The organism is Bradyrhizobium sp. 23 (assembly GCF_023073295.1).
GTDB classification, from domain to species: domain Bacteria; phylum Pseudomonadota; class Alphaproteobacteria; order Rhizobiales; family Xanthobacteraceae; genus Bradyrhizobium; species Bradyrhizobium canariense_D.
On record NZ_JADPJF010000070.1, the window covers coordinates 309,046 to 312,570 of the forward strand.

A 3,525-nucleotide genomic window follows, 5' to 3' on the forward strand; every position below is an offset into this window, starting at 1 on the left:
CGTCGCGCTTGCCAAGCCGAAGCCGGCCCCCGTGGCTGACAAGCCGGCCGCCGGCAAATCTGCTGACGCCAAGCCCGAGACCCCCGCCGACATCATCAATGCCCGCGGCTTCTGGGATACCCCGACTGCGCCGCAGCAGGCGACGCCGGCCCAAATTGCTGCGCTGAAGGCACGGCAGGCGCTTGCCGCCGCCACCGATCCGCAGCCGACCGCGAGCGTGTCCAGCGCCGCCTATCAGGCGCTGGCCTACGCGCCGGCGTCCGCCTCCCCGGTCGACCGCGCCAATGTCGTCGCCGCCTCTGCGCCGATCCCGCGCTCCGCCCGTCCCGCCGCCGCATCGCGCAACGTTGCGCCCGCGACCGAGATCAACACGGTGGTCGGCAAGCGCATCGACGGCATGGTCGCAACCGCGACCCGGCTCTCCGCAGCCAAGGGCGAAAGCATCTGGCTCAAGATCGTGATGCTGTCGCCGAGCGCCAGCCGCGCGATGTCGGTCACGCTGATGGGCGAGCTCGACACCGCCGCAATGCGCGCCTACTTCGTCAAGCCGCAGTCCGTGATCGCCATGGGTTTTGCCGACGATCCGATGCAGGGCCTGTCCTGCGACAGTTTCTCGGGCACCGCCACCGCCAAACTCGAGACGACGTCCTTCGTCGTACGGACGGCTTCGCTGCGCTGACGTCTTCGCGCGCCGCTAACGCTTCCTCCGTCGATCCAGATGATACCAGGCAGACCGATAGGTCCTGCTTCGGCAGCTTGCCCGACACCGGCAACAGCAACGCCCTGGTCTGCCGATATTCGAACTGATCGGGAAAGCGTTCACGAAAGGTATCGACCAGCGTCGTCTTGCAGTTGAACAGAATCGCGGCGTGCGCGGAGTCCTTCAGGCGGCCGAGCCGGATCGTGCTGCCACTGCCGGTCTCTTCGGTCAGATAAGCAGGCTCGCCCCATTTCAACGTTTCGGTAAGACGGCCGATGCCTTCATGCGCCGCGGCGGCCGCGAAGATCAGCTCGCGTACCCAAAGCAGCCGCTTGCCGATCGACGCCGGAAAAGCATCGTAGGCACGGCTTACCTCGCGCGGCAGCGGCGGCGCAGTCACCGCGGTCTCCTTCGATCGGCATGGTGTCGCCCTGGCGAAAGCCAGGACGACACCGATAGCTCAGATCATCCCCAGTGCTTGCATGTAGGTCTCAAGGATCGTCTCGGCCTCGGCGCGCTCGTTCGGGTCCTGCTTGCGCATGCGCACGATGGTGCGCAGCGCCTTGACGTCGTAGCCGTTGCCCTTGGCCTCGGCGAATACGTCGCGGATGTCGTCGGAGATCGCCTTCTTCTCTTCCTCCAACCGCTCGATGCGCTCGATGATGGACTTGAGCTGGTCCTTGGCAAATTTCGTCGCGGGCTCGTCGTCGCGGACGGCGGCGGAGGTGGCCATCTTGGTACTCCCAATGGAACTGGCAAAACGAGGTGACGCCGGCATCCTCACCGCGCGTGCTGGTTAGACCCTTAGGGTTCGGACCTCTCGCGTTCAAGGCAGCATCGCGCTCGTCCACAGCGCGCCCACACCTTCCTGCGGCGTGTCGAAGAAAGCGGTTGTGTGATGCGACTCAAAGGCACCGCATATCAGGCTGCCGGCGAGGCCGTTCAGTGCCCCGGATGAACCTTCTTCATGGCATCGAGCTGCTCAGGCGTGGCCGCGCCCTGGTATTTCGACTTCCAGGCCTCATAGGGCATGCCATAGACGGCTTCCCGGCTCTCATCCTTGCTCAAGGCGACGCCTTGGGCGTCGGCGGCGTCCTTGAGCCAGTTGGACAGGCAGTTGCGGCAGAAGCCTGCGAGGTTCATCAGGTCGATGTTCTGGACGTCCGTCCGCGTCTTCAAATGATCGACCAGGCGCCGGAAAGCGGCAGCCTCGAGTTCCGTTCTGGTTTTGTCGTCAATTGCCATGGCTGGATCCCTCGGCTTTGCGAATTGGCTGTGACCTGGATGGGTCACCCTTACGAGATCAGGTGGGGCCTGTCACAGATTTTGCCATATCGCGGCGCAAACGGGCGCGAAGCCGGCTTCAGGCAGTTCCTGGGCCCTACGCCAAATCGTCAATGATCTGATATAGCTTCCGCGACAATGATCGCCGAATCTCCCCGCTCCCGCCTTCGCCTGCTCGCCCGGTTGGTCCCGGTGCTGGTGGTTGGCCTGCTGTACCTCTGGGCCAGCCCGGCTTCCGCCGATTTCCGGCTCTGCAACAACACATCGAGCCGGGTCGGCATCGCGCTCGGCTACAAGGATGCCGAGGGCTGGACCACCGAAGGCTGGTGGAACATCTCGTCGCGCTCCTGCGAGACCCTGCTGCGCGGAACTCTGGTGGCCCGCTTCTATTACATCTACGCCATCGACTATGACCGCGGCGGCGAATGGTCGGGCCAGGCTTTCATGTGCTCGCGCGATAAGGAGTTCACCATCCGCGGCACCGAGGATTGCCTTGCGCGCGGCTATGACCGGACCGGCTATTTCGAGGTCGATACCGGCGAGCAGCGGGCCTGGACGGTGCAGCTCACCGATGCCAACGAACAGCCGTCAAAGCAGCAGCGCGTGCCAGGCCTCCCCGGCCCTGTTGGCCCGGGGGTCCCGGGTTTGCCCAATGGCCCGCCCGGTGGTACGCCCCCCGCCGCGCCTGGCCTCCCGCCAGCTCCCTCGCCCCCGTCTGGAAATAAGCCATGAGGCGTCTTCGCCGTATCAAGATTCTCGCGACCCTTGGACCCGCTTCTTCGGACCTCGCGATGATCCGCCGCCTGTTCGAGGCCGGCGCCGACCTCTTCCGCATCAACATGAGCCACACCCCGCATGACAAGATGCGCGAGCTGGTGGCGACGATCCGCAACGTCGAGAGCAGCTATGGAAGGCCGATCGGCATTCTGGTCGATCTCCAGGGGCCAAAGCTCCGGCTCGGTGCCTTCGCCGAAGGCGCGGTCCAGCTCCAGAATGGCCAGACCTTCACGCTCGATTCCGACAAGGCGCCGGGCGACACCACCCGCGTCCAGCTCCCGCATCCGGAGATCCTGGCCGCGCTGCGGCCGGGCCACGCGCTGCTGCTCGACGACGGCAAGGTGCGGCTGATCGCCGAGGAGACCTCGAAGGAGCACGCGGTGACGCGCGTCGTGGTCGGCGGCCGGATGTCCGACCGCAAAGGCGTCAGCCTGCCCGACACCGACCTGCCGGTCTCGGCGATGACGCCGAAGGACCGCGCCGATCTCGAAGCGGCGCTGGTCACCGGCGTCGACTGGATCGCGCTGTCCTTCGTGCAGCGCGCCGACGACGTGCTCGAGGCCAAGAAGATGATCCGCGGCCGTGCGGCGGTGATGGCCAAGATCGAGAAGCCGCAGGCGATCGATCGCCTCGCCGACATCATCGACGCCTCCGACGCCCTGATGGTGGCGCGCGGCGACCTCGGCGTCGAGCTGCCGCTGGAACGCGTGCCGAGCCTGCAGAAGCAGATGACGCGCATGGCGCGGCGCGCCGGCAAGCCGGTG

The 3,525-nt window shown here is 66.0% G+C and carries 4 protein-coding genes and 2 pseudogenes; 3 read left to right on the top strand and 3 right to left on the bottom strand.

Features of this window, described 5'->3' with window-relative positions; translation table 11 throughout:
* Positions 1-679, top strand: a pseudogene (locus tag IVB32_RS19360) (ATP-binding protein); the annotation flags it as partial.
* A gap of 15 nt (positions 680-694) precedes the next feature.
* On the opposite strand, the pseudogene IVB32_RS19365 reads toward IVB32_RS19360, so the two are convergent.
* The 3 genes and pseudogenes from IVB32_RS19365 to IVB32_RS19375 form a co-directional block, all read right to left on the bottom strand.
* Positions 695-1,100 (bottom strand): annotated as a pseudogene (locus tag IVB32_RS19365) (DUF1801 domain-containing protein).
* 60 nt (positions 1,101-1,160) lie between these two features.
* Positions 1,161-1,433 carry a DUF2312 domain-containing protein gene (locus tag IVB32_RS19370; protein ID WP_007596286.1) on the bottom strand — a complete coding sequence of 91 codons (273 nt, stop codon included), beginning with the start codon at positions 1,431-1,433 and terminating at the stop codon, positions 1,161-1,163.
* 209 nt (positions 1,434-1,642) lie between these two features.
* On the bottom strand, positions 1,643-1,945 hold the full coding sequence (locus IVB32_RS19375; RefSeq protein WP_007596287.1) for a DUF1244 domain-containing protein: 303 nt from the start codon (positions 1,943-1,945) through the stop codon (positions 1,643-1,645).
* A gap of 177 nt (positions 1,946-2,122) precedes the next feature.
* On the opposite strand from IVB32_RS19375, the gene IVB32_RS19380 reads away from it, so the two are divergent.
* Both IVB32_RS19380 and IVB32_RS19385 read left to right on the top strand, forming a co-directional pair.
* Complete coding sequence (locus IVB32_RS19380) at positions 2,123-2,716, top strand: DUF1036 domain-containing protein (protein ID WP_018453803.1); 594 nt, start codon at positions 2,123-2,125, stop codon at positions 2,714-2,716.
* Positions 2,713-3,525: pyruvate kinase (locus IVB32_RS19385; RefSeq protein WP_247410939.1), on the top strand; the 813-nt coding region annotated here is incomplete at its 3' end. The genes IVB32_RS19380 and IVB32_RS19385, both read left to right, overlap by 4 nt.

Bases quoted from the DNA above. Each gene is read 5' to 3' on its own strand.
- IVB32_RS19370 (WP_007596286.1), bottom strand. From the start codon at position 1,433: ATGGCCACCTCCGCCGCCGTCCGCGACGACGAGCCCGCGACGAAATTT.
- IVB32_RS19375 (WP_007596287.1), bottom strand. From the start codon at position 1,945: ATGGCAATTGACGACAAAACCAGAACGGAACTCGAGGCTGCCGCTTTC.
- IVB32_RS19380 (WP_018453803.1), top strand. From the start codon at position 2,123: ATGATCGCCGAATCTCCCCGCTCCCGCCTTCGCCTGCTCGCCCGGTTG.